27 protein-coding genes are annotated in these 26,159 nt (G+C 68.0%); 8 read left to right on the forward strand and 19 right to left on the reverse strand.

Going from position 1 to position 26,159, the window contains the following annotated elements:
* Window positions 1–112 precede the first annotated feature (112 nt).
* Window positions 113–691 (reverse strand): hypothetical protein, encoded by a 579-nt coding sequence (locus AC5Y5W_RS18640; RefSeq protein WP_499988720.1) that lies wholly within the window; start codon window positions 689–691, stop codon window positions 113–115.
* Between the two features lie 152 nt (window positions 692–843).
* A complete protein-coding gene (locus AC5Y5W_RS18645) occupies window positions 844–1,047 on the reverse strand; it encodes a cold-shock protein (RefSeq protein WP_003925183.1) in 204 nt (67 codons plus the stop codon).
* Between the two features lie 283 nt (window positions 1,048–1,330).
* On the opposite strand from AC5Y5W_RS18645, the gene AC5Y5W_RS18650 reads away from it, so the two are divergent.
* Together AC5Y5W_RS18650 and AC5Y5W_RS18655 are read left to right on the forward strand one after the other, a co-directional pair.
* On the forward strand, window positions 1,331–3,652 hold the full coding sequence (locus AC5Y5W_RS18650) for a DEAD/DEAH box helicase (protein ID WP_500013359.1): 2,322 nt from the start codon (window positions 1,331–1,333) through the stop codon (window positions 3,650–3,652).
* A gap of 303 nt (window positions 3,653–3,955) precedes the next feature.
* Window positions 3,956–4,987, forward strand: coding sequence for a PAS domain-containing protein (locus AC5Y5W_RS18655; RefSeq protein WP_500013358.1), 1,032 nt, complete (start codon window positions 3,956–3,958; stop codon window positions 4,985–4,987).
* Here AC5Y5W_RS18655 and AC5Y5W_RS18660 read toward each other — a convergent pair whose 3' ends face one another.
* The 7 genes from AC5Y5W_RS18660 to ssd are packed head-to-tail and all read right to left on the reverse strand — an operon-like array spanning window position 4,988 to window position 9,475.
* Complete coding sequence (locus AC5Y5W_RS18660) at window positions 4,988–5,281, reverse strand: Rv3654c family TadE-like protein (RefSeq protein WP_500013356.1); 294 nt, start codon at window positions 5,279–5,281, stop codon at window positions 4,988–4,990. It abuts the gene before it with no gap.
* A 31-nt stretch (window positions 5,282–5,312) separates the two neighbouring features.
* Entirely contained in the window at window positions 5,313–5,600 is a 288-nt protein-coding gene (locus AC5Y5W_RS18665; protein WP_500013386.1) for a TadE family type IV pilus minor pilin, read from the reverse strand.
* Window positions 5,601–5,647: 47 nt separating this feature from the next.
* Window positions 5,648–5,854 carry a DUF4244 domain-containing protein gene (locus tag AC5Y5W_RS18670; RefSeq protein WP_500013355.1) on the reverse strand — a complete coding sequence of 69 codons (207 nt, stop codon included), beginning with the start codon at window positions 5,852–5,854 and terminating at the stop codon, window positions 5,648–5,650.
* Between the two features lie 39 nt (window positions 5,855–5,893).
* Window positions 5,894–6,484: a type II secretion system F family protein gene (locus AC5Y5W_RS18675; RefSeq protein ID WP_500013353.1), complete on the reverse strand. Its 591-nt coding sequence runs from the start codon at window positions 6,482–6,484 to the stop codon at window positions 5,894–5,896.
* A complete protein-coding gene (locus tag AC5Y5W_RS18680) occupies window positions 6,481–7,272 on the reverse strand; it encodes a type II secretion system F family protein (RefSeq protein ID WP_500013352.1) in 792 nt (263 codons plus the stop codon). Before AC5Y5W_RS18680 ends, AC5Y5W_RS18675 begins: the two co-directional genes overlap by 4 nt.
* Window positions 7,269–8,432, reverse strand: a complete 1,164-nt coding sequence (locus tag AC5Y5W_RS18685; protein ID WP_499988714.1) for a TadA family conjugal transfer-associated ATPase — start codon at window positions 8,430–8,432, stop codon at window positions 7,269–7,271. Before AC5Y5W_RS18685 ends, AC5Y5W_RS18680 begins: the two co-directional genes overlap by 4 nt.
* The gene (gene ssd, locus AC5Y5W_RS18690) at window positions 8,429–9,475 is read right to left on the reverse strand and encodes a septum site-determining protein Ssd (RefSeq protein WP_500013384.1); all 1,047 of its coding nucleotides are present in this window, start codon (window positions 9,473–9,475) and stop codon (window positions 8,429–8,431) included. The genes AC5Y5W_RS18685 and ssd overlap by 4 nt, the downstream gene beginning before the upstream one ends.
* 445 nt (window positions 9,476–9,920) lie before the next feature.
* Between ssd and AC5Y5W_RS18695 the strand changes: the two genes are divergently transcribed.
* Entirely contained in the window at window positions 9,921–10,778 is an 858-nt protein-coding gene (locus AC5Y5W_RS18695) for an HAD-IB family hydrolase (RefSeq protein ID WP_500013351.1), read from the forward strand.
* Window positions 10,779–11,209: 431 nt separating this feature from the next.
* On the opposite strand, the gene AC5Y5W_RS18700 is transcribed toward AC5Y5W_RS18695, so the two are convergent.
* From AC5Y5W_RS18700 to AC5Y5W_RS18720, 5 genes are all read right to left on the reverse strand, one after another.
* Window positions 11,210–11,950 carry an oxidoreductase gene (locus tag AC5Y5W_RS18700; protein WP_500013350.1) on the reverse strand — a complete coding sequence of 247 codons (741 nt, stop codon included), beginning with the start codon at window positions 11,948–11,950 and terminating at the stop codon, window positions 11,210–11,212.
* A gap of 64 nt (window positions 11,951–12,014) precedes the next feature.
* Window positions 12,015–13,598 (reverse strand): dipeptide ABC transporter ATP-binding protein, encoded by a 1,584-nt coding sequence (locus AC5Y5W_RS18705; RefSeq protein WP_500013348.1) that lies wholly within the window; start codon window positions 13,596–13,598, stop codon window positions 12,015–12,017.
* Window positions 13,586–14,464: an ABC transporter permease gene (locus AC5Y5W_RS18710; RefSeq protein ID WP_500013346.1), complete on the reverse strand. Its 879-nt coding sequence runs from the start codon at window positions 14,462–14,464 to the stop codon at window positions 13,586–13,588. Before AC5Y5W_RS18710 ends, AC5Y5W_RS18705 begins: the two co-directional genes overlap by 13 nt.
* The gene (locus AC5Y5W_RS18715) at window positions 14,457–15,383 is read right to left on the reverse strand and encodes an ABC transporter permease (protein WP_500013344.1); all 927 of its coding nucleotides are present in this window, start codon (window positions 15,381–15,383) and stop codon (window positions 14,457–14,459) included. The genes AC5Y5W_RS18710 and AC5Y5W_RS18715 overlap by 8 nt, the downstream gene beginning before the upstream one ends.
* 1 nt (window position 15,384) lies before the next feature.
* Window positions 15,385–16,983: a peptide ABC transporter substrate-binding protein gene (locus AC5Y5W_RS18720; protein WP_500013343.1), complete on the reverse strand. Its 1,599-nt coding sequence runs from the start codon at window positions 16,981–16,983 to the stop codon at window positions 15,385–15,387.
* A 54-nt stretch (window positions 16,984–17,037) separates the two neighbouring features.
* Here AC5Y5W_RS18720 and acs point away from each other — a divergent pair, with 54 nt between their 5' ends.
* Complete coding sequence (gene acs, locus AC5Y5W_RS18725) at window positions 17,038–18,996, forward strand: acetate--CoA ligase (protein ID WP_500013342.1); 1,959 nt, start codon at window positions 17,038–17,040, stop codon at window positions 18,994–18,996.
* A gap of 57 nt (window positions 18,997–19,053) precedes the next feature.
* Here acs and AC5Y5W_RS18730 read toward each other — a convergent pair whose 3' ends face one another.
* Window positions 19,054–19,776, reverse strand: coding sequence for a chymotrypsin family serine protease (locus AC5Y5W_RS18730; RefSeq protein WP_500022436.1), 723 nt, complete (start codon window positions 19,774–19,776; stop codon window positions 19,054–19,056).
* Window positions 19,777–19,935: 159 nt separating this feature from the next.
* Between AC5Y5W_RS18730 and AC5Y5W_RS18735 the strand changes: the two genes are divergently transcribed.
* Both AC5Y5W_RS18735 and AC5Y5W_RS18740 read left to right on the forward strand, forming a co-directional pair.
* Window positions 19,936–20,475 (forward strand): phage holin family protein, encoded by a 540-nt coding sequence (locus tag AC5Y5W_RS18735; RefSeq protein WP_500022437.1) that lies wholly within the window; start codon window positions 19,936–19,938, stop codon window positions 20,473–20,475.
* Complete coding sequence (locus AC5Y5W_RS18740) at window positions 20,476–21,441, forward strand: alpha/beta fold hydrolase (RefSeq protein ID WP_500022438.1); 966 nt, start codon at window positions 20,476–20,478, stop codon at window positions 21,439–21,441.
* Here the strand turns inward: AC5Y5W_RS18740 and marP are convergent.
* From marP to nth, 4 genes are read right to left on the reverse strand one after another with little or no spacing between them, the layout of a single operon-like run.
* Entirely contained in the window at window positions 21,434–22,624 is a 1,191-nt protein-coding gene (gene marP, locus AC5Y5W_RS18745; protein WP_500022512.1) for an acid resistance serine protease MarP, read from the reverse strand. The genes AC5Y5W_RS18740 and marP overlap by 8 nt on opposite strands.
* On the reverse strand, window positions 22,624–23,466 hold the full coding sequence (locus tag AC5Y5W_RS18750) for an NUDIX hydrolase (protein WP_500022513.1): 843 nt from the start codon (window positions 23,464–23,466) through the stop codon (window positions 22,624–22,626). Before AC5Y5W_RS18750 ends, marP begins: the two co-directional genes overlap by 1 nt.
* Complete coding sequence (locus tag AC5Y5W_RS18755; protein ID WP_500022439.1) at window positions 23,466–24,104, reverse strand: TlpA family protein disulfide reductase; 639 nt, start codon at window positions 24,102–24,104, stop codon at window positions 23,466–23,468. Before AC5Y5W_RS18755 ends, AC5Y5W_RS18750 begins: the two co-directional genes overlap by 1 nt.
* A gap of 23 nt (window positions 24,105–24,127) precedes the next feature.
* A complete protein-coding gene (gene nth, locus AC5Y5W_RS18760; protein ID WP_500022514.1) occupies window positions 24,128–24,808 on the reverse strand; it encodes an endonuclease III in 681 nt (226 codons plus the stop codon).
* Between the two features lie 222 nt (window positions 24,809–25,030).
* On the opposite strand from nth, the gene AC5Y5W_RS18765 reads away from it, so the two are divergent.
* Together AC5Y5W_RS18765 and crp are read left to right on the forward strand one after the other, a co-directional pair.
* On the forward strand, window positions 25,031–25,333 hold the full coding sequence (locus AC5Y5W_RS18765) for a hypothetical protein (protein ID WP_500022515.1): 303 nt from the start codon (window positions 25,031–25,033) through the stop codon (window positions 25,331–25,333).
* Between the two features lie 126 nt (window positions 25,334–25,459).
* Window positions 25,460–26,134, forward strand: a complete 675-nt coding sequence (crp, locus tag AC5Y5W_RS18770) for a cAMP-activated global transcriptional regulator CRP (RefSeq protein ID WP_036362963.1) — start codon at window positions 25,460–25,462, stop codon at window positions 26,132–26,134.
* Window positions 26,135–26,159: the final 25 nt, after the last annotated feature.

The raw sequence follows: 26,159 nt of genomic DNA on the forward strand, positions 1-26,159 counted from the left end.
GCCGGTACCGGCATCGTCGCCGGTCTCCCCCGAGCCTGTGGACAACTGACAATGTGACACCCGGAACGAGCCGACGCAAACTGACCCCCCTAAATAGCCCTCCCGATCGCTGCTAAACCCGCGGCCAGCTTGCCTTGGCCTCGACAGCATCGGGTGGTTCTCCCACATTTTCTACCAGGCGCGATAGCCGGCGTCGGCCGCTGATCCGCAGGGCGGGGCGATTGCCTCGCGTACCGATCAAGGTGGGCGCGATCCCGACCCGCATCAACGCCGACGCCAGCGGCGAATGTGTGTCGGGGGCATGCGGGTCGAGTCCCAGCAGATAACGATCGGCCTCCGGGCTGCCCGCCGCCAGCGTCCAGGCCCGCAGCTCCCGCGGTCCGGGCAGCCACAGCGGAGGCACCGTTTTGACCGCGCCGCGGGTCCACTCCGCGGCGATCGCACGCAGCCGTGCGTCCACCGCGGTGCGCACCAGCGGGGTGTCCTCCTCGGTCCGGGTGAGCTGCGACGCCAAGCCGGCGCCGTCGATCATCTCGGCCAGCGCCTCGGCGCGCCAGAGGTCATCGACGACCACCGACAGCCGGGCGCCGCTCCCGACACTCACTATCTGTCCGGGCGCTGCCAACAGCCCAGTGAGATCGGTGACCGCGGGCGGCACCGACTCAGCGGAAAAGAAGGACAGCTGGCTCACGTCACCGACAGTAGGTCACGCCCCGCAATGTCCGTCCTGCATACGACGAGCGTGGCGCTCGCGTCGTATTCGGGCGCCGCCACCCTAGACAACCGAAACCCCCCGGCCGGCCCCGTTGGAGGGCGAGCGCGGGGGGTTTGGTCAGGAGTTGCTCAGATGGAGCGGACGCCGGTGGCCTGGGGACCCTTGGGGCTCTGGCCAACCTCGAACTCGACTCGCTGGTTCTCCTCAAGGGTGCGGAAGCCCGAACCCTGAATCTCCGTGTAGTGGACAAACACGTCGGCCGAACCGTCCTCGGGGGCGATGAAGCCAAACCCCTTCTCCGCGTTGAACCACTTCACAGTTCCCTGTGGCATTTCTCGATCTTTCCTTTACTACTCGGGTGCGGTGCACCGCCTTCCGGCGCCCCGGGCCCGCTGTGACCGCCATACCTCGCGGAGTTGCCGGAACTTCACCCGAGCTAAAACCTCGCAGGAACCGCGGCCGCAACGTCGATCCTGCGAAAGTTTGACACGAACACAGAAGCTGCGACCGTGCATTAGTCAATCACGTTCGTCGCGTCCGCGACAGCCTCCGGTGATCAATTGAGCAACAAGTCGGTGAACAATTCAGAGGGAAACCGGCTTGAAGAGGTGCGCAGTGGTGACATTCGGCAGTGAATTACTTGCCGTTGCGGTGGCCGGCGCCGACCCGGGCGAGAACCCGCTGCGGCATGTCGCCGAACTGCCGCCGCGCGAAGGCCGGCCGTATGCCTGGCCCCAGTGGGCCGAACCGGAAGTGGTGCGCGCATTCACCGACCGCGGCATCAGCGCGCCGTGGTCACACCAATTCGAGGCCGCCGAGTTCGCCCACGCCGGTCGCCACGTTGTGGTCAGCACCGGCACCGCGTCGGGAAAATCACTGGCCTATCAACTTCCGATTCTCAATGCGCTGGCAACCGACCGACATGCCCGGGTGCTGTACCTGTCGCCGACCAAAGCGCTAGGCCACGACCAGTTGCGCACCGCGCATGCCCTCACCGCGGCCATCCCGCAGCTGCACGACGTCGCGCCCACCGCCTATGACGGCGACAGCCCGGTGGAGGTGCGGCGCTTCGCGCGGGAGCGTTCTCGATGGTTGTTCTCCAACCCAGACATGGTGCACCTGGCCATGCTGCGCAACCATGCCCGGTGGGCGGTGTTTCTGCGCCGCCTTCGCTATCTGGTGGTCGATGAATGTCATTACTACCGGGGTGTTTTCGGTTCGAATGTGGCGATGGTGCTGCGCCGGCTGTTGCGGCTGTGCGACCGCTATTCGGGCGCACCGACCGTGATTTTCGCCAGCGCGACGACGGCATCGCCCGGCACGACGGCCGCTGAGCTCATCGGCCGGCCGGTGGCCGAAGTCACCGAAGACGGCTCGCCGCAGGGCGCACGCACGGTGGCGTTGTGGGAGCCGGCCTTGCGCGCCGATCTCGTCGGCGAGAACGGCGCCCCGGTGCGGCGGTCCGCCGGCGCCGAGGCGGCGCGATTGATGGCCGATCTGATCGCTGAAGGCGCGCGCACCCTGACCTTTGTCCGGTCACGCCGCGGCGCGGAATTGACGGCGATGGCCGCCCGCGCCCGGCTGGACGACATCGCTCCCGAACTGGCCGAGAAGGTGGCCTCCTACCGCGCGGGTTATCTGCCCGAGGACCGTAGCGCACTGGAGCACGCGCTGGCCGACGGGCAACTGCGCGGCCTGGCCACCACCAATGCACTGGAGCTGGGCGTGGATATCGCCGGGCTGGACGCTGTGGTGCTGGCCGGCTTTCCCGGGACGGTCACCTCGTTTTGGCAGCAGGCCGGCAGGTCCGGACGACGCGGTCAGGGCGCGCTGATCGTGCTGGTCGCCCGCGACGATCCACTGGACACCTATCTGGTCCACCACCCCGCGGCGCTCTTGGACAAGCCGATCGAGCGTGTCGTGATCGATCCGGCCAACCCCTACCTTCTCGGGCCTCAACTACTCTGTGCGGCAACCGAGTTGCCACTCGAGGATGCCGAGATCCGGGCGTTGAGCGCCGAAGCGCTCGCCGGCAAGCTGGCTGACGACGGGCTGCTGCGACGGCGGTCGGGCAAGTACTATCCGGCGCCGGGCGTCGACCCGCATCCGGCCGTGGACATCCGCGGGCCGACGGGCGGCCAGATCGTGATCGTCGAGGCCGAAACCGGACGGTTGCTGGGCACCGCGGGTGTCGGCCAGGCCCCCGCCTCGGTACACCCGGGAGCGGTATACCTCCACCAAGGCGAGACGTATGTGGTCGATTCGCTCGACTTCGAGGAGGGCATGGCATTCGTCCATGCCGCCGATCCCGGATACACCACATTCGCACGGGAACTCACCGACATCGCCGTCACGGGGACAGGCGAACGGGCGGCGTTCGGTCCGGTCACGCTGGGGCTGGTCCCGGTCACGGTCACCAGTCGGGTCGTCGGCTATCTGCGTCGCCGACTGTCCGGGGAGGTAATCGATTTCGTCGAACTGGAAATGCCGACACAAACCTTGAGCACGACTGCCGCGATGTACACGATCACGCCGGACGCGTTGGATCGCAACGGGATCGACGCGTTACAGCTCCCCGGATCGCTGCATGCCGCCGAGCACGCGGCGATCGGCTTGCTGCCGCTGGTGGCCAGCTGCGATCGCGGCGACATCGGCGGTCTGTCGACCGCGGTTGGCCCCGAGTCCGACCGGCTGCCCAGCGTATTCGTCTACGACGGCTATCCCGGCGGGGCCGGGTTCGCCGAGCGTGGATTCCGCCAGGCCAGCGCGTGGCTGGGCGCCACCGCCGCGGCTATCGAAGCGTGCGAATGCACGCGGGGATGCCCGTCGTGCGTGCAGTCGCCGAAATGCGGCAGCGGTAACCAACCGCTGGACAAGGCGGGTGCTGTGCGGGTGTTGCGCTTGGTGCTTGCTGAGGTGGCTGACGGTTCATCCTGAGGCATGGCTGACGACCGACCCCTCGACGGTCGACCTCCACACTTCGTCGCGCGAAAGCGCTTCCTCGCTGCTGAAGAAGGCGGGCGTGCCGAATCGTGACGAGCGGCGCAACGAACGGCCGGACTACGCGAGCCGTTCTCATGCCCAAGGGGCGCAGCAGCAAAATAACCCGGCTGCTTACTCGCGTGCAAGTTATTGACCAACATCGCGAGCGCACATGCGTTTTGACAGAAGTCAAGTCAGGACTACACCGGTGGCACCAAAACGAGCTAACGCGTCGTTACTCGTCGGTAAAGTGTGGTCATGGCCCACGACTGGCTGCTGGTGGAGACGCTGGGCAAAGAACCAGCCGTGGTCGCGCTCGGCCGTCAGCAGCGCAATCTCGTCCCGGTCACTGCGTTTCTGCGACGCAATCCCCACCTTGCCGCAATCCGGTCGGCGATCGCCGAGTCGATGAAGACCGGCCAAAGCCTGGTCAGCATTACGCCCAAGAGCGACAGGGTAATCCGGACCGAGCCGGTGTTGATGTCGGACGGCCGGATGCATGGCGTGCATGTCTGGAGTGGACCGGCCACCGTCGAACCGCCCGAGCGGCCGCTGCCGGGTCCGATGAAGTGGGACCTGACCACTGGCGTGGCCGTCGACACGCGTGAGTCGCTGCTTAACAGCGGCAAAAACCCCGACGTCGAGGAAACGGAAGGCCGCGCGTTTGCCGAGAACTGGCCATCGCGCAGCATCAAACACAACGAAAGCAAGGTGCTCGCGCTCGCCATCAAAGCCGAACCCAACCAGACGCTGTGGTCTACCTGGGACGGCACCGACTGGCAGGGCAACCCGATCAGGGTGAGTTTCGTCGCGCGCAGCGCACTAGAGCCCGGACCGGACGGCCGCGACCATCTGATCGGGCGCGGGATGAATTGGCGCGCCGACCCGGCCGCTCCGGTGGATCCACCCGACCGGCTGGCACAACGGATTCTGCGCGGACTGGCTCAGCCGGGAGTACACCGGGCGCTGGTCGATCTCAACAACTGGACGCTACTCAAATGGCTCGACGAGCCGTGCCCGTTCTACGACTGGCGGCGCAGCGCACGAAATGCGCCGCGGGTACATCCCGCCGACGAGCCAAAGTTGGCAGCGATGACCGCCGAATTCGCCGACGGCGCCACGACCATGGTGTTGCGGATGCCCGGCTACGGCGACACCTGGGTGCCGGTACACGTCACCTGCACCCAGGTCGAACTCGATGAGAAGGCTTTCGCCGGACTCATCTCGCTGCGGCTACCCACCGATGCAGAACTCGCCGAAGCAGGCCTGTCCACGACCGACACCGGCTAGCTAGTTTGGGCCGGCGCGGGCGGCGGCGTGCGCCCTGCTCCATCCGCCGAGCGGGACGGCAAGCTCGACCGTGACGACGACGTCCAGGCCGTGCACTGTGCAGTCGATGTCGCTGATCCGCAACTCATGGGCCACCGCGCTCGCCCGCCCGCACGCGGTGTCCGCGCCGGCGGGTAGCCGCGCGGCGCCGGCCAGGGCGGCCAGGTCCGCCGCGGCCTGGGCACGATGCCGCGCCACCACGGCCGAACCCAGATAGGCGCCCCCGCACGTGATACTCAGCAGCACCGCGACCATCGCGGCGGCGGCGACGGTGGCCGAGCCGCGCTCATCGCTGCTCCACTGCCGAGACGCTGGTGGCGCCGATAGCCAGTGCCGGTAGCAGGGGTGAGCGGGCGAAGACCGTCGCGACGATGAACTCGCCGTCGCGGCGCACCTGCACCGCCGCTCCGCCGGGCGCGAGATGCCGCGCGACATCGACCGCCGAGCGCTCGTCGCCGCGCGCGGCGAGCCGGGCAGCCTCCCGAGCCGCGTCCACGCAGCGCACCTGCATCGACACCGCGGTGATACCGGCGACGCAAAGCACCAGCACCGCGACCAGCGTGGCGAGGGCCAGCGCCGCCTCGACGGTGCTGGCGCCGGCGGTTGAGCGGACACGACTGACTACACCTTGGTGTTCAAGGCCCGCCCGATGACGTTGGTGAGCGCCGCGACGATGGAATCGCCGGTGACGACGGTGTACAGGATCGCACCGAATGCCGCCGCTGCGATCGTCCCGATCGCGTACTCGACGGTAGACATACCTGAGTCGTCGGTCGCCAATAGGGTCAACCGCACTTGTAGTCGCCGAAACACGTTGACTCCCCTCATTTTCCCCTTCTCGTTCGCCCGCGATGCGGCTGTTGGAGCTCACAGCAGCCCCGACTGCAGGACGTCACCGGCCAGTCCGGCTACCACCGGGACGATGCCCAGACATACGAATGCCGGCAGGAAGCACATTCCGAGCGGGCCGGCGATCAGCACTGCCGCGCGCTCGGCGGCGGCGGTCGCGGTGTGCGCAGCCTCCTGGCGACACTGGGCGGCCAGGTCCGACATGCCCTCGGCGAGCGCCGCACCAGAGGATGCCGACCGCCGCGCCAATCGCAACAACGCGTCGGTCTGTGCGCCGATCGACCCGGCCGGCATGTCCGGCGGCGCCGACCATGCAACGGTCGGGTCGGCGCCCAGCGTGAGCAGGTCGGCGGCGCGCCGCAACACCCGGGCCAGTGCCGGCGGCGCGGACGGCGCGGTGATCGCCGCGGCGGTGGAGACCGCCATGCCCGAGACCAGACATACCGCCAGCACATCCAAACTCGATGCGACCGCCAACGGGTCGGTTCGGCGCGGCGACAGCCGCGCACCGCGGCGGGTGCAGTCCGTCGCCCCGGCCCGCGCCCGGACCGTCGACGGCGCGACACCACACAGCAGCGCCGCCGCCAAGAGGATCGCCGGCGTCATCATCGCGTCACCCGATCAGTGATGTGGTCTGACCACAGCAGGCCGGCACACGCCAGCGTCACTCCGACCACCAGCAGCCAGCCACCCGCATGGCCGCCCAACAAGAACTTCACCGGCTGCGCTCCGATCAGCTGGCCGAGCAGCACCGAAAGCAGCGGCAAGCCGGCCAGGATGGCCGAGGTGGCGCGAGCCCCGGCCATCGCCGCGGTGACTTGCGCCGAGAACCGCTGCCGCTCGGCGATGTCGCGTTGAGCGGCGCGCATCAGGGTGGACATGGCCAGACCGTGATCAGTGGCCAGCTGCCAACAGGCCGCTATCCGCTCCCACTGCGCAGGCAGTGCCGAGTCCGCCGCCACGCTGCGCAGGCCGGCAACCACGTCGGCGCCCAGCCGGGCGCGTGCCGCCACCGAGCGGCAGCAGGCCGCGACCGTCCCGCCGGTTTCGTCGGCCGCGACGGCGAACGCGCGAACCGGGTGGGCACCGACCCGCAGCTCGCCGACCAACACATCGATCGCGGTGTCCAATGCCCGACTCTCCCGCAGGCCGACGCGGCTGCGGCGGCGACGCCGGTATCGCAGGCCCAGCGTCGCGGCCAACACCGCGGCGGCGAGAACCGTAGTCGGCGCCAGCACCAAGGCGACGGCAGCCGCGGCACACACCCCAGACCACGCGGCCACCGTCCGCGACTTGCGTGAGCGTGCAGGCCCCGGCGCGAGCCGCCGCCGCGGCGACGACGGCGTTACCGAGACCGCCAGCGACAATCCCAACGCGGCGAGTACGGGGCCGGTCACCTCGCTGCCCTGCTCTGCAGCAGCCGACGCAGGTCGGTGGCTGCGTCGGTGAACCCGCGATCGACGTGCCAGACGGTGACCGCGCGAACCTGCCCGTCGGTTCGGCGCAGCACCGCGATTTCGCTGAGCCGGCGGCCTGCGGCACCACCGCGAGCCACATGGACCAGTACCTGGACTGCCGCGGCGAGTTGGCTGTGCAGCGCTCCGCGGTCCAGGCCACCGAGCGCGCCCAATGCTTCCAAGCGGGCCGGCACCTCGCCCGGGCTGTTGGCATGGACGGTGCCGGCGCCGCCGTCATGGCCGGTGTTGAGCGCGGCCAGCAGATCGACCACCTCGGCGCCTCTGACCTCTCCGACCACGATGCGGTCCGGACGCATGCGCAGCGCCTGCCGGACCAGTTGACGCAGCGTCACCTCGCCGACGCCTTCGATGTTGGCGCACCGCGCGACCAGCTTGACCAGGTGCGGGTGCGCGGGCGCCAGCTCGGCGGCATCTTCGACGCACACGATGCGCTCACGGTCCGACACCGCGCCGAGCATCGCCGCCAACAGCGTGGTCTTGCCGGCTCCGGTGCCGCCGGTCACCAGAAACGCCAACCGGGCGGCAATGACTTCACCGAGCAGCGCGGCGGCTTGCGGCGCGATGGCGCCCGCGGCGGTCAGCGCCGCCAGATCCTGAGTGGCGGGGCGCAACACTCGCAACGACAGGCAGGTGCCTCCGTCAGCGATCGGCGGCAACACGGCGTGCAGCCGCACCGCAACGCTCGCGGCGCCCACGCCGGTCAGTTGGCCGTCCACCCACGGTTGCGCGTCATCGAGCCGACGGCCGGCGGCCAACGCCAGCCGTTGCGCCAGACGTCGCACCTCCGCGTCGTCGGCGAACCGGACCGCACTGCGCCGCAATCCGTTGCCGTCGTCGACCCAGACCGCGTCCGGCGCGGTGACCAGCACGTCGGTAGTGCCGTCGGCGCACAACAGCGGCTCGAGGATTCCGGCACCGGTCAACTCCGTCTGCAACATCCGAAGGTTGCTCAGCACCTCGGTGTCGCCGAGCACGCCGCCGGACTCGGCGCGGATCGCGTCGGCCACCGCAGTGGGCCGCAGCGGAGCCGATTCTGCGGCCAGCCGCTCGCGCACCCGGTCGATCAGCGAACCGGTCATGCCGCCCGGGCCTCGCTGTCGGCCGCCGGTAGCACCGCAAGAACTCGACGGGACGCCGTCGCCAGCGCAGATCGCGGACGCAGCCGCAGGCCGCCGTGTTCGAGTTCCGCGGCAAGCCGCGGCTGGGCGCGCATCGACGCCAGCAGGGGCACGCCGGCGATGTCGGCGACCTCGCCGGCCCGCAGCCCGCCGGGCGACGGACCCCGTACCACCAGTCCGATGTTGGGATTGATGCCGGCGAGTACCGGAGCGATCGTCGCGGTCGCCGCACACGCCCGGACGTCGCAGGGGCTGACCACGACGACGAGATCGGCGGCATCCAGTGCTGTTTGCGCGGCGTCGGTCAACCGGCGGGGCAGGTCGCACACGACGGTCGCACCGCCGCGCCGGCCGGCGTCGATGACGGCGTTGACCGCCCCGGCCTCCACGTCGTGGTCGCGCCGGGTGCCCGAGAGCATGCTGATCCCGCGGTGTCGCGGCAGCGCGTCGCGTACCGCCGCCCAATTCAGCCGCCCGCCCTGCAACGTCACGTCCGGCCAGCGCAACCCGGCGGTGTTCTCACCGCCGAGCAGCAGATCGATGCCTCCGCTCCACGGATCGAGATCGAGCAGCAGCGGCTCGGCGGCGGTGTAGGCCAACGCGGCGGCGAACAGCGAGGCACCGGCACCGCCGCAGCCACCAATGACCGCGACAACCCGGCCGTGAGCCTGGCCGCCGCGTACCGATTCGCTGGCGTCGGCGAGCTCGCAGACCAGCTCATCCTCGTGCCCGGGCAGCGTCAGGACGTGCTGGGCGCCGACCCGGACCGCAGCCGCCCAGGTCTCCGGGGTCGGTTCGCTGCCGGTCAGGATGACGACGTGGGGACGCCGCGGCAGCGCGCTTCGGACGCAACGCCGCGCCGCCGCCGCGTCAAGCACGACCGCCGCGGCGGCCGACCACGCTTTGCGGCTCATCGGCGCGCCGTCGCGCGCATGGACCACCCGCACGCCGACTGCGGCGCCGACGCGGTCCACTTCGTCGCGCAGCGTAGGGGTGGCCAACAGCGTCAGAACGCCGGTGACACCAGTTGTCGCAGCCACCCGCTCACGGTGCCCGGCCGCGTCCCTGGGGCGCCAGCGGCAAACCGCGATCTGTGGACAAAGTTGGATCTGTGCGCAAACCGACGGCCGCGGATTTCGAAACCAGACTGCCGCTCGGTGCGAGGAACCCGGCAAAAGGGACGACCCCCGCCAGGGGGGGAGGAGGCGAGGGTCGTCGTGTATCAGCCCCGGGGGGTCGGGCTGATGCACCCTCGGCACAAAGCCGAGTACCGCTTACTATACACACGACAGGGCTCCTGGGCGCAAGATCCGCTTGCAAAAGGAAGCAGGACTTCGAACTAGGCGCCGCGGATTCTGGCCGCTTGTGGCCGCCGATCGCGCCTCGGTTGAGCGGGTGTTTTATCCGCAGTTCTCGCGGCGCGGGCAGACGCCGTCCTATGCTGAGCCGGTGACCGTCCCCGACTCGGCCGCCGATCAGCAAACTTCACCGGAAGTGCGGGACACCTCCGTTCCGCCCGCGCGCACCGCCGCTTTCTTCGACCTCGACAAGACCATCATCGCCAAATCCAGCACCCTGGCGTTCAGTAAACCGTTCTTCAATCAGGGCCTGATCAACCGCCGCGCGGTGCTCAAATCCAGCTACGCCCAGTTCCTATATCTGTTGTCCGGCGCCGACCACGATCAGATGGATCGGATGCGCATCCACCTGACCAACATGTGCACGGGGTGGGACGTCGAGCAGGTCAAGTCGATCGTCAACGAGACCCTGCACGACATCGTGACGCCGCTGGTGTTCGCAGAAGCCGCCGACCTGATTGCCGCCCACAAGTTGTGCGGGCGCGACGTCGTGGTGGTGTCGGCATCCGGCGATGAGTTGGTGGCACCGATCGCCCGCGCGCTGGGAGCCACCCACGCGATGGCCACGCGCATGGTCGTCGAAGACGGCAAGTACAGCGGAGAGATCGGCTTCTACTGCTACGGCGACGGCAAGGTCCAAGCCATTCGTGAGTTGGCCGCCCGCGAGGGGTACGTGCTCGACCACTGCTATGCCTACTCGGATTCGATTACCGACATACCGATGCTGGAAGCCGTCGGGCATCCCAGTGTGGTCAATCCCGACCGTGCCCTGCGCAAGGAGGCGGCGGCCCGCGGATGGCCGGTGCTCAGTTTCTCCCGTCCGGTGTCGCTGCGCGATCGCATCCCGGCACCGTCGGGCGCCGCGGTCGCCACGACGGCCGCGGTGGGGGTCAGCGCGCTGGCCGCCGGAGCAGTCACCTATTCGCTGCTGCGGCGTTTCGCTTGGTAGCCCGCCAGCAAACTGATTGCGATTGCTATTTCAAGTTGTTTCAAAGCTTTACACAATTGACCCTTGCTGTGATACGGGTCACGTAGTACAAAGGAGTCACGGAAGCCCGGTGCGGCCAAGGTCGATCCGGAAGAGAAGGTTCGATCTCCCAATCCGGGCCCCCAGCACGGTTCCCGGCACCCACGCGGAGTCATAGCCGCGATAATGGCAGAAGTGTTGCGGGCCTGCGTAATTGCGAGAAGCGGACGGCTTCGACGGCCCTTTGGGTAGGGCTACAACCGGGCGCCTCGCAAGATCGCCGAGGCCACCCACGCAACCCCGAGGATGCACGCTTGGTAACCGGGTGCCGTGCTAGCGGGCGGTGAGCCGAACATTTCGGATCGCCGCCCGCTTCACATGTTCGACCATTCCCGGCGCTCTCCGCTGGCAATCTACTTGGCAAGCGACTCGGCGATCGATAAGGCCTCCCGCCCACCGTCCTGCATGGCCCGGCAACACAACTTCAGCCAGGCCGCCATCCCTTCGGTGGTGCCTCCGGCGAAGCCGCGCGCGGCGTCGCGATAGTCGGCGGCGCGACGCATCCACGTCACCTCCGGCACGCCCAGCCCGTGCGGATCCAGCCCGGTGGCGATGGCGATCAGCCGCGACACCGCGCGGGCCACCACGCCGTCCGCACTGCCGAACGGCGCCAGCGCCAGCAGCTCGCCGTGCGCGACTGCGGCGACCACCGGAGCCGGCGCCCGGGTGCCGCCGCTGGCCACCTCTGCCAACAGCTCGAGACGCGGCCCGACGTCAGCGCCGGCCCGCGGCCGGCCCAACCGTTCTTCGTCAACCTGATCGGCGGCCGCCAACATGTGCAGCCGCGCCAACGCCTGCAGCGGCGCCCGCCGCCACACCGCCACCAGGTTGGTCTCGCCGCCTTCGAGGGCCTGCGCCACCCGCAGCGCGCCGCCGAACACCGGGTCGCTGGTTGCCGACTCGTCGAGCTGTATGGGCCCACCATCCAAGACCGACGAGGCCCGCGCTGCCCGCAACGCCGCCTCGGCGGCGGTTACCGGCCAGCCCCGCCGGTTGGCCTGATGTCGATGGGCCTGGCCGAGTGCGTCGCGTGCCTGCTCGGCAGCGACGGCGATGCCGGGCAGCTCCATCAGTGGTGCCAGCGGGTCGTTCATAAGCGCCGCTCCTTCTCATCGCTGCGCTCTGCATCGTCGCCGGCGCGTATCACGACCAGTCACCTTAAGCGCCGGGGATCGCCGCCAGCAGCTCACGGGTGTAGTCATGCCGGGGACGGGTGAACAACACTTCGGTGGGCGCGTGCTCCACCACCCGCCCGGCGCGCATCACCACGACCTCGTCGGCGATCTGCCGGATCACCGCCAAATCGTGGCTGATGAACACATAGCTCAGATCGAGTTCGGCCTGCAGCTCGGTGAGCAGATCCAGGATCTGCGCCTGCACGACGACGTCGAGCGCCGACACCGCCTCGTCGCAGACCAGCACCTCAGGGTGCAGCGCCAGCGCCCGGGCAATCGCGACCCGCTGGCGCTGGCCGCCGGACAGCTCGCGCGGTCGCCGGTCCAACAGCGAGGACGGCAACGCCACCTGGTCGGCCAGCTCGCGCACCGCCGCGCGGCGGCCGCGACGATCGCCGATCCGGTGAATCCGCAGTGGTTCCTCGATGGCGCGGAACACCGAGTACATCGGATCCAGACTGCTGTACGGGTTCTGGAACACCGGCTGGACCCGACGGCGAAACGCCAAGGTCGCACGACGGTCCAGTGCGGCGATGTCTTGGCCGTTGAAGGTCACCACACCGGACGTGGGTGGTAGCAGCCCGAGCATCATCCGGGCCAGCGTGGATTTCCCCGATCCCGATTCGCCGGCAATCGCCAGCGTGGACCCGCGTCGCAGCCGAAACGACACATCGTCGACGGCGCGGAATTCCGTCCTGCGCCACGGGGCGCCGTGCGACTGCCGAAAGATTTTGGTCAGTCCGCTGACCACGACCGCATCGTCGCTTCCAGCGTGGCTGTGCTCGACTGGCCGGTGCAACGACGGGGCCGCGGCCACCAGTCGACGGGTGTAGTCATGCTGCGGAGTTTGCAGGACCGTCTGCGCCGCGCCGGCTTCCACAACAAGGCCGCGGTGCATGACGATCAGGTGCTCGGCGCGCTCGGCGGCCAGCGCTAAATCGTGGGTGATCAACAGCACCGCGGTGCCCAATTCACCGGTCAGGCGTTGCAGGTGGTCGAGCACCCGGCGCTGCACGGTGACGTCCAGCGCCGAGGTCGGCTCGTCGGCGATCAGCAGTTGTGGGCGGCCAGCCAGCCCGATCGCGATCAGCGCGCGCTGGCACATGCCGCCCGACAGCTGATGCGGATAACTCCTGGCCTGCGTCACCGGATCCGGCATACCCACCGCTTCGAGCAGCAGTACGGCGTCGCTGTCGTCGACGTCGTTGGCGCGCAGCGCCTCCCGGATCTGGAAGCCCACCTTCCATACCGGGTTCAGGTTGGTCATCGGGTCCTGCGGCACATATCCGATGCCGCTGCCACGGATCGAGCGGATGCGGCGCCGGTCGGCGGCGGTGATGTCGAGACCGTCGAAGACGATGCGGCCTGCGGTGATCCGCCCGCCTCCGGGCAGTAGCCCCAGAATGGCTGCGGCGGTGGTGGACTTTCCTGATCCGGACTCGCCGACGATCGCGACGGTCTGGCCGCGCTGCACCGTCAGATCCACGTCCCGGACCGCCGGAGCATCGTCGTCGAACCTGACTTCCAGGCCCTGCACGCTCAGCAGCGGCGCGGTCATGCTCGCCATGACCGCGAGCCGGGGTCGAGGGCATCCCGCAAGACATCGCCCATCATCATGAACGCCAACACCGTGATCGCCAACGCGCCCGCGGGATAGAACAGGATCGGTGAGCCGGCCCGCAGCCGGGTCTGGTCGATATTGATATCCCCGCCCCACGACACCACCGAAGGCGGCAGCCCGACTCCCAGGTAGGACAGCGTGGCCTCGGTGACGATGAACATTCCCAACGCGATGGTGGCGACCGCGATGACCGGGCCGATGGCGTTGGGCAGCGCGTGGCGCACGAGTATCGCAAACCTGCCCAGCCCCAATGCTTCTGCGGCCACTATGTAGTCGCTGTTCCGCACCGCAATCACGGCACCGCGGGCAATCCGTGCCACCTGCGGCCAACCGAACAAAGCCAGGATCGCGATCACGCTCCACACCGTGCGGTGATGCATCACCTGCATCAGCACGATGGCGGCCAGCAGCAACGGGATTCCGAAGAAGACGTCGGCCACCCGAGAGACCACCGCGTCGAGCCAGCGGCCGTAAAAGCCGGCCAGCGCCCCCAGTGCCCCGCCGATGAAGAACACCCCCGCGGTGGCGCCCAACCCGACGGTGATCGACGCGCGCGCGCCATAGACCGTGCGGGCGTAGATGTCGTGGCCCTGCAGATCGGTGCCGAACCAATGCGCCCCAGACGGCGCCAGCAGGCTCTGGTTCGGATCGGCATAGCCGGGATCGGCGGCGGTGAACAGCGCCGGAAACGCCGCCATGACACCGACGAGCAGAATCAGCGCAGCAGCGAGGAGAAACTTGGGCCGGCTGCGCAGTTCTCGCCAGGTGTCGCGCCAGAAGCCGCTTGCCCCGAGGTCTTCACGGTCAGCCATAGCGGATCCTGGGGTCCAGCGCGGCGTAGAGCAGATCCACCAACAGATTGGTGATCAGATAGATGACCACCAGCACCGTCACGATCGACACCACCGTCGGCGCTTCCTGGCGGGTGACCGCCTGATAGAGCACACCGCCGACACCGTGGATGTTGAAGATGCCCTCGGTGACGATCGCTCCACCCATCAGCGCACCAAGGTCAGCGCCCAGGAATGTCACCACCGGGATCAGTGAATTGCGCAGGATGTGCACCGTCACCACCCGCGGCCGCGACAACCCCTTGGCGGTGGCGGTGCGCACATAATCGGCGTGCGCGTTGGCGGCCACCGCCGAACGGGTCAACCGCACCACGTAGGCGAACGACACCGAACCCAGCACGATGCCGGGCAGCAGCAGTCGACCCAACGTCGCCTGATCACCCACGGTCACCGGCGCGAAGCCCAACCGAACGCCGAACACGAACTGCGCCAAAAAGCCGAGCACGAAAATCGGGACCGCGACGATAACCAGGCTGGCGATCAGCACGCCAGCGTCGAAAACCCCGCCCCGGCGCAACCCGGCGATCACCCCGAACCCGATACCCAGCACCGCCTCGACAGCCAGTGCGATCAGCGCAAGCCGGATGGTTACCGGAAATGCTTGTGCCAGAACGGTGCTGACCGGCAGCCCGGAGTAAGCGCGGCCCAGGTCGCCGCGCAGGATGCCGCCGAGGTAATGCAAATACTGCAGCACGAACGGGTCGTCGAGATGGTATTGGGCGCGCAGCTGCGCGGCCACCGCGGGGCTCAGCGGCCGGTCCCCGCCCAATGCGGCCAGTGGGTCACCGGGCAGCAGGAAAACCATCCCGTAGATCATCAGCGTCGCGCCGAGGAAAACCGGGATCATGGCGGCCACACGACGGGCGATGTACCAACCCATGTCAGGCCTTGACGATGCGTTCGTAGTCGGGCAGACCGTTCCAGGTGAGCGCGACGTTACTGACCGCTGGTGACCTGCCTGCGACGGCGATGGTGTACCACAACGGTACGGTGGGCATGTCGCGCAACAGGATTCGCTGCGCTGCGTTGGTCAGCGCATGGGATTGCGGCAGGGTCGGCGCGGCTTCGGCGTCAGCCATCGCTGTGTCGAACGCCGGGTTGGAATAACCCACGTCGTTGGATCCGGCCGCGGTGACGAACAGCGGCTCGAGGAACTGCAGCATCGACGGATAGTCCCCTTGCCAGCCGGCGCGGAAGGCGGTGGTGATCGTGCGACGCGTGATCTGGGTGCGAAACCCCGCGAAGGTGGGCTGCGGCGCACCGGCGGCGTCGATGCCCAGCACGTTCTTGATGCTGTTGGCCACCGCGTCCACCCACTCCTGATGACCGCCGTCGGCGTTGTAGGCGATTGCGTACTGACCCGTCCACGATGAGATGGCGTCGGCCTGTGACCACAGCCGTCGCGCCCGGTCCGGATCGAAATTCAATGCCTCGCTGCCGTCGATGTTCGGGTCGAATCCAGGCAGCGAACTGGCCGTGAATTCGCGGGCGGGCGAACATGTTCCGGCGAAGAACTGCCGGCAGATCTGCGGACGGTTGATCGCCGCAGACAGCGCGAGCCGGCGCAGCCGGCCCTCCTCTCCGCCGAAATGGGCCAACCGTAGCGGCGTGTCGAGAGCCCGGTTACTTGCCGCCGGCGCGCTGACCGCCCGGTCGCCAAGGTCTTTGCGGTAGACCGGCAGCACACTGGGTGGAATGGTGTCCAGCACATCGAGATTGGCCGACAATAGATCCGCATAGGCGGTGTCGAGATTCGCGTAGAAGACGAAGCGCAGCCCCTTGTTCTGCGGCATGCGGTTGCCGTGGTAGGCGGGGTTGGGCACCAGGTCGAGTTTGACGTTGTGTTGCCAGGCGTATCCCTCGACAAGCTGATAGGGACCGTTGCCGACGGGATGCTGCCCAAAAGCCGCGATGTCGTCGAACGCTGCTTGCGGTAGCGGGTAAAACGGTGAAAACCCAAGCCGCAGTGTGAAGTCGATGGTCGGCGCCTTGAGCCGGACGGTGAATTCGTGGTCGTTGACCACGTGCAGGCCGGACATCGTGGTCGCGGTCGGCGTGTCGGCAGCGACCTCGTCGAAACCTGCGATCGGGCTGAAGAAGCTCTGCTGCAGCTGTGCGTTGGTGGTCAGTGCGCCGTAGTTCCAGGCGTCGACAAAGGAGTGCGCGGTCACCGGAGATCCGTCGGTGAAGGTCCACCCCGGTTTGAGCGTGATGCGGTAGTTGACGTTATCGGTGGTGTCGACCGACTGAGCAACCTCCAATGACGGTGTGCCCTGGGCGTCGTAGGACATCAGGCCGGCGAACAGCCGGTCGATGATGCGCCCGCCGTTGCTGTCGTTGGTGTTGGTCGGGATCAGCGGGTTCTGCGGCTCGCCGGCGTTGACCATCACCACGTCGGTGCGCACCGCGGCCCCGCCGCAGCCGGCGAGCGCCGCCAGCGCGGCGATGGCCATGAAGAGCGCCGTCGCCGCACGAACCATGACGCCGACCCTAGAGCCTGCGGCTGCGGCGCCAACGCGATTAGGCTCTCAGGAGTGACCGAAACGCATGCCGAGGCGCCGTCGTCATACCCGCCGCCGGACGAGTTCGCGGCACACGCGAACGTCGGCGACGACGACTACCGCGAGGCCGAGCAGGACCGGCTGGCGTTCTGGGCCAAGCAGGCCAACCGGCTGTCCTGGGCAACGCCATTCGAGCAGGTGCTGGATTGGTCGGAAGCGCCGTTCGCCAAGTGGTTCGTCGGCGGCCGGCTCAACGTCGCCTACAACTGCCTGGACCGCCACGTCGACGCCGGCCACGGCGACCGGACCGCTATCTACTGGGAAGGCGAACCGGTCGACGAGAGCCGCGAGCTCACTTACGCAGAGCTGCACGCGCAGGTCTGCAAGGCCGCCAACGCGCTCAGCAAGCTGGGCCTGGTCGCCGGCGACCGGGTCGCGATCTACCTGCCGATGATCCCCGAGGCAATCATCGCGATGTTGGCCTGCGCACGGCTGGGCATCATGCACAGCGTCGTGTTCGCCGGGTTCACTGCTAAGGCGCTGGGCGCCCGGATCGCCGACGCCGAAGCCAAGCTGCTAATCACCGCCGACGGCCAGTTCCGGCGCGGCAAGCCGGCACCGCTGAAGGAGGCGGCCGACGAAGCGATCGGCGCCGACAGCCCCGTCGAGCATGTGCTGGTGGTCCGGCGTACCGGGATCGACGTGCCGTGGACCGAAGGTCGGGATCTCTGGTGGCATGACGTCGTCGACTCCGCGGCGGCCGAACATACTCCGGAAGCTTTCGACGCCGAACATCCGCTGTTCTTGCTGTACACCTCGGGCACCACCGGTAAGCCCAAGGGCATCATGCACACCAGCGGAGGGTTCCTCACCCAGACGTCCTACACCCACCACAGCATCTTCGACATCAAGCCCGACACCGACGTGTTCTGGTGCACCGCCGACATCGGCTGGGTCACCGGGCACACCTACAGCGTCTACGGCCCCTTGTCCAACGGCGTCAGCCAGGTCATCTACGAAGGCACACCCGACACACCCACCCAGCACCGCCACTTCGAGGTCATCGAAAAGCGCGGAGTCACCATCTATTACGCCGCACCCACGTTGATCCGCACCTTCATGAAGTGGGGCCGCGAGATTCCCGACGCGCATGACCTGTCCAGCCTGCGGCTGCTGGGATCGGTCGGCGAGCCGATCAACCCCGAAGCCTGGCGTTGGTATCGCACCGTCATCGGCGCCGACCGCACCCCGGTGGTGGACACCTGGTGGCAGACCGAAACCGGCGCCTCGATGATCTCGCCGCTACCCGGTGTGGCCGCAGCCAAACCGGGTTCGGCGATGACACCGCTGCCGGGCATCTCGGCCAAGATCGTCGACGACGACGGCAATGCGCTCACGCCGCCGTCGACAGACGAAGGCGAGCATGTCACTGGCTATTTGGTGATGGACCAGCCGTGGCCGGGCATGCTGCGCGGCATCTGGGGCGATCCGGACCGCTACCGCGAAACCTATTGGTCCAAGTTCGCCAAACAGGGCTGGTACTTCACCGGAGACAGCGCTCGCTATGACCCGGATGGCGCCATCTGGGTGGTGGGTCGCATCGACGACGTGATGAATGTGTCCGGACACCGGATCTCCACCGCCGAGGTGGAGTCGGCGTTGGTCGGCCACTCCGGAGTCGCCGAGGCCGCGGTGGTCGGAGCCACCGACGACACCACCGGGCAAGCGATTTGCGCTTTCGTCGTACTACAGGCCGACCAACCCGAAACCGTCGACGAAAAGATCATCGAGGAGCTGCGCGGCGAGGTGGCGCGGACGATCTCGCCGATCGCCCGGCCACGCGAACTTCACGTGGTGCCCGAGTTGCCGAAAACCCGCAGCGGCAAGATCATGCGCCGGTTGCTGCGCGACATCGCCGAGAAGCGGGAACTCGGAGACACCTCGACGCTGCTCGACCCGGACGTGTTCGACGCGATCCGGGCGGCTAAGTAGCCGCCGCCCGCTGACGATGCAGGCCGGAACGGCCGGAGGAGGAGGCGGGCAAACGGGCTAAGCAGCCGGGCTGGCCGAGACGGGGACGAATCCGGCGCCCGGGCGGCCCTTGGCGGCGAGGTCGGCCAACACAGCGTTGATCGACACCACCGTCGCGGGGGTGTGCAGCGGAATGTATTTGATGACGCAGGTCGGCAGGGCTTCGCTGAAGGCGCCGTGGATCATCCCCACCAGCAGATCGTCGACGACGACCGGTGCGCCCGAGTCACCCGGTTGCCCGCACACCTGCATGACCAGGGTGCCCGGGTCCTGGCCGGGTCCGAAGACGACGCCGCAGGAGTTGCCGGTGGTGCGGCCCTGCTTGCAGGCGATCTGACCGGCGGCCGGATCGGGGCCGATGCCGTTGATCGTGAACCCGCCCAGGTCGGCGACTGGTATCACCTTGGCCGGATCGAACCGGATGACCGCGTAATCGAGAATGTCGTTGCCGGCCACCATGGTGCCCAACGTGCCGCGATTCTGCGCCGCTTCGGCGGCGACCTGGGCGCCCGGACCACCACAGTGCGCGGAGGTGAAACCGATCAGTGCGCCGGTGTTGTCGTTGCCGATGCTGGTCAACGTGCACAGCGAGTCCCCGTCGATGACGATGCCGGCGCCGCCGCCGATCGGCACCCTGTCGTCGGCCACCGCGCTGGCGGCGCGTAGACCGACCAGGCACACCAGGGCGGCAACCGCCGCTACGGTCCCCACACGAAGTAGCCGACAATGCGTTGTCTGCAAAGTGCTACTCCTGTCGCGAATCCGGAAGGGCTGCGTCAGTCTAACGTGGTCGGGGCCGTCCAGCGGCTGTCCTGTCCTGACCATCTCGGTTGCGCTCGTCTGGCACCGGACCGCATGGCAACATGAACCGCGACAACAGCGAACCGGGAGGGACCGTCCGTGAGCAAGCCAGACCGCAAGAAGGCCGGTGGTAACGGCGGCAAGGACGGGGTGCCCAACACCCTCACCACGATTCCGTTGACCGACCCGCATGCGCTGCCCGTCGAGCCGTCAATCGGCGAGCTGGTCAAGGACGCGACAACTCAGATGTCGACGCTGGTACGCGCCGAAGTCGAACTGGCCCGCGCTGAGATCACCCGCGACGTCAAAAAAGGCCTGACCGGCAGCGTCTTCTTCATCTCGGCGCTGGTGGTGCTGTTCTACTCGACCTTCTTTTTCTTCTTCTTCGTCGCCGAACTGCTCGATACCTGGTTATGGCGCTGGGTCGCGTTCCTGATCGTGTTCGGCATCATGGTTATCTTCACCGCCCTGCTGGCGCTGTTCGGTTTTCTGAAAGTCCGCCGCATCCGCGGACCGCAGCAGACCATCGAATCGGTCAAGGAGACCCGCGCCGCTTTCACCCCGGGCCACGACAAATCTGACGGCACGACGGGACAGCTCGCGCCGGGCGGCACCCCTGCCGACCCCTCGGGCTGGTAAATGGCAGCACCGGATCCGTCGGTCACCCGTATCGACGGGCCATGGCGCCATCTGGACGTGCACGCCAACGGGATCCGCTTTCACGTCGTCGAGGCAGTCCCGCCCGAGCGCGATGCGGCCACCCCGCAGACAGCGCGGCCGCTGGTGATCATGTTGCACGGCTTCGGCTCATTCTGGCTGTCCTGGCGTCATCAGTTGCGCGGCTTGACCGGCGTGCGCGCGGTCGCCGTGGATCTGCGGGGCTATGGCGGCAGCGACAAACCGCCCCGAGGCTACGATGGTTGGACGCTTGCCGGCGACACGGCCGGGTTGATCCGCGCGCTCGGGCATTCGTCGGCCACCCTGGTCGGCCACGCCGACGGCGGACTGGTCTGCTGGGCCACCTCGGTGCTGCACTCCCGGCTGGTCCGGGCGATCGCGGTAATCAGCTCACCCCACCCCGCCGCGCTGCGCGCCTCGGCGCTGACCTGCAGAGAGCAAGCTCGCGCGCTGCTGCCGTCGCTGCTGCGTTACCAGGTGCCGATGTGGCCGGAGCGATCGCTGACCCGGCACGACGCCGCCGAGATCGAACACTTGGTGCGCAGCCGCGCCAGCGCCAAATGGACTGCATCCGAAGACTTTTCCGAAACGATCGGCCACCTGCGGCAGGCGATCCAGATCCCGTCGGCGGCGCACTCCGCGCTGGAGTATCAGCGCTGGGCGGTGCGCAGCCAGCTACGCGACGAGGGCCGCCGGTTCATGAGGTCGATGAGCAGAGGCACCAACGTTCCGCTATTGCACGTTCGCGGCGGCACCGACCCCTACGTGCTGGCCGATCCGGTCGAGCGGACCCGGCGCTATGCCCCCCACGGTGGTTACGTAACCATTTCCGGGGCAGGGCATTTCAGCCATGAAGAGGCGCCGCAGGAAGTCAACAGTCACCTGATGGGGTTTCTGCAGCAGGTGTACGGCAGCGGACTCAGCTGACGCAGGAGCCGGTGGCGACCGGGGCGGTGTCGCCGATCTGAGCGAGCTGACTGCTCACCTCTTTGGCGGTCAGCACGAATCCGGTGTCGTTGTCGTCGACCGCCGCCCCGAAGACGACCCCGAGCACTTTGCCGTTCATGTCGATCAGCGGACCGCCCGAATTACCTTGCTCCACAGTGGCTCTGATCGTGTACACCTCGCGGTTGACGTTGGCGTCGCGGTAGATGTCCGGGCCGGACAGCTCGATGATCTCGCGGACCCGGGCCGGGGTCGCCACGAAACCACCCCCGCCGGGGTAGCCCAGAACCACGGCGTCGGTGCCACCCTTGGCCGGGGCACTGGCAAAGGCCAGCGGCCCCGGCGGCAGGTTTGGGACCGCCAGAATAGCGATGTCGACGGTGGGGTCGTAGGACACCACCGTGGCATCGTACGGGTTGCCGCTGACCTCCACTGTGACGTTGTTCGCGCCCGCCACCACGTGGGCATTAGTCATGACCCGATCTGGCGAGAGCACGAATCCACTGCCCTCCAACACCTTCTGGCAGCTGGGCGCGATCGCGCGGATCTTGACCACACTGGGCTCGGTTGCGGCCACCACCGGGTTGCCGGCCAGTGCCGCATCGGGCGTCGGGACCGCGACAACCGGGGTTCGGCCGAACGGCCCCAGCACTTGCGGAAGACCGGAGGTGTCCAGCAGCGACGACAGCCGCTTGGGCACCGTCTGCAGCCAGGGCGGCGCAACCTGGTTGACTTCGGCCAGCACCCGCGAACCACGCACCGCCGCAGCGAGACTGGGCTGCCCCGACGACGACGTCAGCGGAGTCGCCAGCAGCCAGGCTGCGACGAGCACCACAACCAGCTGCACCGCCACGCCGATGATCGAGTCGAAGAAGCGGATGATGCGGCTGCGGATCGCCCCGCGCACCGCCCGGCCCAGCACTACACCGGCGACCTCACCGATGACAACCAGCCCGAGGATCAGGCACAGCGCAGCGAACAGCTTGGCGCGCGGAGCCATGATGTAGCTGACGATGTGCGGCGCCAGCAGCACTCCGGCGACCGCGCCGAGCAGCACTCCGACGAACGACAGCAGTGAGCCCAAAGCGCCTGAGCGCCAACCCGAGATAGCCGCGACAAAGGCGATTGCGAGGACGGCGATGTCGATCCACTGTGACGGGGTCATCATGCACCACCCTCATCGCCGACCAGGGCCATGGCCTCGTCGAGTTCGCGGACGTCGCTGGTGTCCCAGGGCTGCGCCCAGCCGGCGACATCCAGCATCGCGGAGATCACCTGGCCAGTGAAGCCCCACACCAGCATTTCGTTCAACAAGAATGCCGGGCCGGCGAAGCGCCGGTGCAACGCGCTGCGATAGACCATCAGCCGGTTGGCCGGATTGACGAAAGCGCGCACCGGGACTCGCGCAACGATTGCGGTTTCGGCCTCGTCGACCACTGCCACCGGGCCGGGGTCAGGAGAATACGCCAACACCGGGACGACGTGAAAACCCGACGGCGCGATAAACGTTCGTTCCAATGTGGCCAGTGGATGCAGCCGGCCGATGTCGATTCCGGTTTCTTCGTGCGCTTCTCGCAAGGCGGTGGCCACCGGTCCGTCGTCGCCGGGATCGGACGCGCCACCGGGAAACGCTGCTTGGCCCGCATGGTGACGCAATGTGGAGGCCCGCACGGTGACCAACAGGTCGGCTTCGTCGGGGAACCTGCCGGCCGGGCCCGATTGCGGGCCGGAGAACAGCACCAGCACCGCGGCTTCGCGCCCGTCACCGCGCAACACCGCCGTCGCCTTCGCCGCGGTGACCAGCGCAAGGACGTCGGCGGGCAGCCGGCGCCGGAAGGCCTCCGGTACCTCGCCCACGTTGTCGACCAATGGGCGCAGCCAGGGCGGCCCGAGCTCGGGCGTCAGCGGAACCGCAGCGCTCACCGGCGCCTCCCTGGTGTGGTCCAATTGCCCGGCTCGCCCCCTCAAGCGGGGGGACCCCCGCCTCAGGGCGCCAGCCTGGCTCATCATGCATGATCTCCGACCGCAGCCGCGATTTCGTCGGCGGTGGCGAAAGCCCGCGGCAAGCTCTGGGCAACGCTACCGTCCGCGGCCAGCACCACCGTCGCGGGCATCACATTCGGCACCCGCAACGCGGCCGCGATCCGCCGGCGACCGTCCTGCAGAGTCGGCAACCGCACACCCAACTGCGCCAGCCGCAGCAGGGCCGCCGTCTCGTTCTCGTCCTGGTGCACGGTCACGACCGTTACGTCCGGCCCGACCCGTCGCTGGTACTCGGCCATCGCGGGCAGCTCGGCCTTACACGGCTCACACCAATACGCCCACAGGTTCAGCACCACCCGGCGTCCGGCCAGCGCGCGGCCGACATCGACGGCCGAGCCGTCGGCTGCGCATTCCACGGTGACATCACGCAGCGCCGGCGGACCGGCGTTGTCACCGGCGGCCGGACACTGGGGCAGATCGGCGCGTTGCCGCGGCCCGGCCAGCGCCGCGGGGGTGTCGGCGTCGCGGTGCTCGCGGCTCGGGCCGCTCGTCGACGGGGCCGGCGGGGCATCGCGGTGATCACGCAGTTCGGCGACCAGCGCGGCCAGCAGCGCCGCGACCACGACCAGAATCGCGACGGTCCAGCGGGTCCGGGCGGTCATGACGGCGTGGTGGTGTGGCGGGGTTACAACCCGGCCAGCGCCAGCAGATGTTCGGTTTCCGGGCCCTGGACCAAGGGCGCTGCGATCAGCGGGTCGGTCGGACCGGTCCCGAACGAGGGGCAGTCCTTGGCCAGCACACACACACCGCAGGCCGGTTTGCGGGCGTGGCATACCCGGCGGCCGTGGAAGATCACCCGGTGGCTGAGCAGCGTCCACTCGTCGCGCTCGATCAGTTCGCCGACGGCGTGCTCGATTTTCACCGGGTCTTCCTCAGCCGTCCACCGCCACCGCCCGACCAGCCGCTTGAAGTGCGTGTCGACCGTGATGCCGGGGATATCGAAGGCGTTGCCCAGGATGACATTGGCGGTTTTGCGTCCCACCCCGGGCAGGGTGACCAGCTCGGCCATTGTGGCCGGCACCTCGCCGTCGAACCGCTCAACCAGCGCCTGCCCCAGGCCGATCAATGACGAGGTCTTGTTGCGATAGAAGCCGGTCGGACGAATCAGCTCTTCCAGTTCGGTGCGGTCGGCGCGGGCGTAATCGATCGCGGTCTTGTACCGGGCGAACAACGCCGGCGTGGTCAGGTTGACCCGCTTGTCGGTGCTCTGCGCCGAGAGGATGGTGGCCACCGTCAGTTCCAGCGGCGTGGTGAAGTCCAGCTCGCAGTAGACATGCGGAAAGGCTTGGGCCAGTTTGCGGTTCATCCGGCGGGCACGTCGAACCAAACCCAGGGGTGTCTCCGCGGCCCACCGCCGGTCCGAGGCGGCGGCGGGCGGCGCAGCGCCGCGTGCGGGCTTGCCCACTGTCACGTCCGACAGAGTACTTGGGTGAATATCCACTGAATTTTGTGATCCCGATGAGACCTTTGCCGTGTTTACTTGCTCCTTGTGTCGTGGTTGCTAGTGGCCTTCATCCCGGGGTTGCTGATGTTGGCGACCTTCGGCTTGCAACGCCTGGAATCGGGCTTGGTCGACGACACACTTACCGCCCGTGACGTCGCGGAGTTTCTCGAGCAGGCCGACGCCGCCGATATGGGCACGCTGGCCCGCGAAGGCATGCCCGAGGCGCTCGACGGCCTGCACCGCCGGCGCGGTGAGCGCATCGACGATCCGGTGCGCGGGTCCAGCGGCGCCGACTATGCCGTCGCCCCGTCCGCACACGCCGGCCGCCATCGGCATTCCCGGGCGAATCGGCAATTTGAGCCGCCCCGACATGCCAATCGTGTGTAGCGTTGGCACGTCGAGTTAACGGCTGGCCTCTAGACTCATGTCACTAACCGCATAAGTTGGTACAGCGCCAAGGTGCGAGTCGGGCGCTTGCGCGTAACACAGTAATTCGAACAGCTAAGGGGCAACGTGGACGAGATCCTGGCGAGGGCCGGAATCTTCCAGGGGGTCGAACCCAGCGCCGTCGCAGCGCTGACCAAGCAATTGCAGCCCGTCGACTTCCCCCGCGGGCACACCGTTTTCGCGGAAGGGGAGCCGGGCGACCGGCTGTACATCATCGTTGCCGGGAAGGTCAAGATCGGCCGCCGGTCCCCAGACGGCAGGGAGAACTTGCTGACCATCATGGGCCCGTCCGACATGTTCGGAGAGCTTTCGATCTTCGACCCGGGGCCGCGGACCTCCAGCGCGACAACGATCACCGAGGTGCGGGCGGTGTCGATGGACCGCGACGCGCTGCGGGCCTGGATCGCCGATCGTCCCGAAATCGCCGAGCAGTTGCTGCGGGTACTGGCCCGCCGGTTGCGCCGCACCAACAACAACCTCGCTGACCTCATCTTCACCGACGTGCCGGGCCGGGTTGCCAAGCAATTGCTGCAGCTCGCTCAGCGTTTCGGCACTCAGGAAGGTGGCGCAATGCGGGTCACCCACGATCTGACTCAGGAGGAGATCGCCCAGCTGGTCGGCGCGTCGCGGGAGACCGTCAACAAAGCGCTGGCCGATTTCGCCCACCGGGGCTGGATTCGCCTGGAGGGCAAAAGCGTGCTGATCTCCGACTCGGAGCGATTGGCCAGGCGCGCGCGGTGACGTTGAGATTGCCTCCAGGGTCGTG

The organism is Mycobacterium sp. NGS51, assembly GCF_059812525.1.

Excerpts from the sequence above, each read along its gene's own strand:
- AC5Y5W_RS18645 (WP_003925183.1), bottom strand. The coding sequence starts at position 1,047 with ATGCCACAGGGAACTGTGAAGTGGTTCAACGCGGAGAAGGGGTTTGGC.
- AC5Y5W_RS18655 (WP_500013358.1), top strand. The coding sequence starts at position 3,956 with ATGGCCCACGACTGGCTGCTGGTGGAGACGCTGGGCAAAGAACCAGCC.
- AC5Y5W_RS18660 (WP_500013356.1), bottom strand. The coding sequence starts at position 5,281 with ATGGTCGCGGTGCTGCTGAGTATCACGTGCGGGGGCGCCTATCTGGGT.
- AC5Y5W_RS18670 (WP_500013355.1), bottom strand. The coding sequence starts at position 5,854 with ATGAGGGGAGTCAACGTGTTTCGGCGACTACAAGTGCGGTTGACCCTA.
- AC5Y5W_RS18675 (WP_500013353.1), bottom strand. The coding sequence starts at position 6,484 with ATGATGACGCCGGCGATCCTCTTGGCGGCGGCGCTGCTGTGTGGTGTC.
- AC5Y5W_RS18685 (WP_499988714.1), bottom strand. The coding sequence starts at position 8,432 with ATGACCGGTTCGCTGATCGACCGGGTGCGCGAGCGGCTGGCCGCAGAA.
- AC5Y5W_RS18700 (WP_500013350.1), bottom strand. The coding sequence starts at position 11,950 with ATGAACGACCCGCTGGCACCACTGATGGAGCTGCCCGGCATCGCCGTC.
- AC5Y5W_RS18705 (WP_500013348.1), bottom strand. The coding sequence starts at position 13,598 with ATGGCGAGCATGACCGCGCCGCTGCTGAGCGTGCAGGGCCTGGAAGTC.
- AC5Y5W_RS18710 (WP_500013346.1), bottom strand. The coding sequence starts at position 14,464 with ATGGCTGACCGTGAAGACCTCGGGGCAAGCGGCTTCTGGCGCGACACC.
- AC5Y5W_RS18715 (WP_500013344.1), bottom strand. The coding sequence starts at position 15,383 with ATGGGTTGGTACATCGCCCGTCGTGTGGCCGCCATGATCCCGGTTTTC.
- AC5Y5W_RS18720 (WP_500013343.1), bottom strand. The coding sequence starts at position 16,983 with ATGGTTCGTGCGGCGACGGCGCTCTTCATGGCCATCGCCGCGCTGGCG.
- AC5Y5W_RS18740 (WP_500022438.1), top strand. The coding sequence starts at position 20,476 with ATGGCAGCACCGGATCCGTCGGTCACCCGTATCGACGGGCCATGGCGC.
- marP (WP_500022512.1), bottom strand. The coding sequence starts at position 22,624 with ATGACCCCGTCACAGTGGATCGACATCGCCGTCCTCGCAATCGCCTTT.
- AC5Y5W_RS18750 (WP_500022513.1), bottom strand. The coding sequence starts at position 23,466 with ATGAGCCAGGCTGGCGCCCTGAGGCGGGGGTCCCCCCGCTTGAGGGGG.
- AC5Y5W_RS18755 (WP_500022439.1), bottom strand. The coding sequence starts at position 24,104 with ATGACCGCCCGGACCCGCTGGACCGTCGCGATTCTGGTCGTGGTCGCG.
- nth (WP_500022514.1), bottom strand. The coding sequence starts at position 24,808 with ATGAACCGCAAACTGGCCCAAGCCTTTCCGCATGTCTACTGCGAGCTG.
- AC5Y5W_RS18765 (WP_500022515.1), top strand. The coding sequence starts at position 25,031 with ATGTTGGCGACCTTCGGCTTGCAACGCCTGGAATCGGGCTTGGTCGAC.